The sequence below is a fragment of the Isoptericola sp. NPDC057391 genome (genome assembly GCF_042668085.1).
Lineage (GTDB): Bacteria > Actinomycetota > Actinomycetes > Actinomycetales > Cellulomonadaceae > Isoptericola.
In genome coordinates this window covers 1-2,363 of sequence record NZ_JBHVBO010000313.1, presented here as the reverse complement: position 1 = coordinate 2,363, position 2,363 = coordinate 1, and the positions used below count along the sequence as shown (strand labels likewise).

At 77.6% G+C, this 2,363-nt stretch carries 2 protein-coding genes and 1 pseudogene; all 3 read right to left on the bottom strand.

Features of this window, described 5'->3' with window-relative positions; genetic code table 11:
• Positions 1-46: 46 nt before the first annotated feature.
• A complete protein-coding gene (locus ACFUVW_RS20610; RefSeq protein WP_430573156.1) occupies positions 47-1,282 on the bottom strand; it encodes an acyltransferase family protein in 1,236 nt (411 codons plus the stop codon).
• A gap of 149 nt (positions 1,283-1,431) precedes the next feature.
• Complete coding sequence (locus tag ACFUVW_RS20605) at positions 1,432-2,100, bottom strand: response regulator transcription factor (RefSeq protein ID WP_430573157.1); 669 nt, start codon at positions 2,098-2,100, stop codon at positions 1,432-1,434.
• A gap of 26 nt (positions 2,101-2,126) precedes the next feature.
• Positions 2,127-2,363: pseudogene (locus ACFUVW_RS20600) on the bottom strand (hypothetical protein); the annotation flags it as partial.

Here is a 2,363-nt window from a genome sequence, read left to right as displayed (position 1 = left end):
GTTTCGCGACGAAACTGGGCCACGATCCCACCCACAACACCCGGGGTCAGCGGCGGCGGTCCTCGAAGTGGCCGAACACGCGCACCAGGCCGAGCAGCACCAGCAGGTACGCCGCGAACCAGACCGGGCGCGACGCCCACCAGTCCGCGCCCCAGGCGGCCGGCAGCTCCTGACCGAGCCCGAGCAGCGCGACCCCGACGACGGCGAACATCGCGGTGAGGTGCCACAGGTAGACGGTCATCGACCGTCGGGCCAGGGCGCCGACGGCCCGCTCCCCCGCGCCGGTCGCGGCACGCCGCACCAGGGCGCCCCGGAACAGCAGCACCAGGCACACCTGGGCGACGGCGTGCGCGACGACGGGCGCCGTCGGCGGCCCGAGGTTGGAGATCTCGTCCCCCGGCATCCCGACGAGGCTCAGCGGGTACGGCCCGGCCGCCACCAGCACGGCGGTCGCGGCGACCGCGGCGACGGCACCGGCGGCGAGGAGCAGCCGCGCGCCACGACCGGCCAGCGGGTCGGCGTCCGGGTCGAGCGTGGGCCGGCGCGGGGCGGTGCGCTCGGCGGCGTACGCGATCCCGGCCAGGAACGGCGCGGCCCAGGCGAGCAGCACGTTGGCCCAGGCCAGCATGCCGGTGAGCTCGCCGGGCAACCCGAACCGCAGCGCGTCCAGCGCGAGCGGAAGCGCCACGGCCACGGCCAGGGCGCCCCACCTCCAGCGCCGCCAGGCCGCGCGCAGCAGCGGCGTGAGCGCCATGAGCACCACCCAGACGGCGAGGAACCACAGCAGCTGCGGCGCCATCCGCGCCATCCGCCACACCGCGTCGTCGGGCACCCCGACGGCGAGGAGCGCGGCGACCGCGAGCGCCCACGCGCCTACGAACGCCCCGACCGGGCGGGCGGTCGCCCGCAGCCGCGCGAGCACGGTGCCGGCCCAGCCGCGTCCGCCCACGACGGCGGCCCCGCGCTGGTACCCGGCGGAGGCGCCGGCCGCGAAGAACAGCAGGGCCAGCGGCTGCAGCCAGGTCACGAGCCAGCCGGCGCCGTGCCCGAGCGCGTTGCCGACGAGGAGCGTCCGCCCGTCCCACGTGGCCTCCGCCATGAGCCAGTGCAGCAGCACCACCCCGAGCGTGCCGAGCGCCCGCACGACGTCGACGAACGGGTCGCGCGCCCGGCGCGGGCGGGCGGTGGGCGCGGCGACCGGTGGCGCTGCCGGGGCGACGGGGCGCGGCCGGGCGACCGGCGCTGACGGGACGGGTGGGGCGGGGGCGTCGAGGACGGCCACGATGGCTCCTGAGGCTGGGCGACGAGAACGCTTCCAGCCTCGTGACCTGCGACGTCGTCCGACATGGGCCTGGCCCCCGCGCCTCGCGCCGTCTCCCCCGGGCCACCCCGGGGGATGTCCCCCGGGTCAGGCCCACGAGTTGTCGCCGGTCAGGCGTCGACGCCGAGGTAGCGCAGGACGGCGCGCACGCGCCGGTGGTCGGCGGAGTCCTGCGGCAGGTCGAGCTTGGTGAAGATGGCGGCGACGTTCTTCTCCACCGCCCCGTACGACAGGTACAGCTGCTCGGCGATGGCGCCGTTGGAGCGGCCCTGCGCCATGAGCTCCAGGACCTCCTTCTCGCGCGGCGTCAGGCGGCCCACGCCGTCCTCCGGCGAGCGGTGCGCGCCCATGAGCTGGCGCACCACCTCCGGGTCGAGCACCGTCTCCCCCGCCGCGACCCGGCCGAGCGCGGCGACGAAGTCCCCGACGTCGGCGACGCGGTCCTTGAGCAGGTAGCCGACGCCGCGCGGGTCGCCCTCGAGCAGCCGGGACGCGTAGCGGGTCTCGACCCACTGCGAGAACACCAGCACCGGCAGGCCGGGGTGCGCCGCACGCAGCGCCTCGGCCGCGCGCAGCCCCTCGTCCGTGTGGGACGGCGGCATGCGGATGTCGGCGACGAGCACGTCGGGCAGCGCGCCGGCCGCGGCCAGGGTCGTGACCTCGCGGACGAGGGAGTCGCCGTCGGGCACCGCCGCCACCACGTCGTACCCGCGGCGGGACAGGAGCGCGACGAGCCCGTCGCGCAGGATGGCGGAGTCCTCGGCGACGACGACGCGCAGCGGGCTCGAACCGGTCGCGTCGGGCGTCATCGGCGGGACCCGGGGGCGGGCAGCGGGATGGTCACGGTGATCACCGTAGGCCCTCCCACCGGGCTGACCACCCGGAGCGTCCCGTCGACGCCCGACAGCCGGTCCGTGAGCCCCGCGAGGCCGCTGCCCCTGCCGGACGCGTCGGGGGCGCGCACCGCGGCGCCGCCCGCGCCGTCGTCGTGCACGCGCAGCACCAGCGCACGCACGGCCGCGCCGGTCGCGGCGTCCGCGAC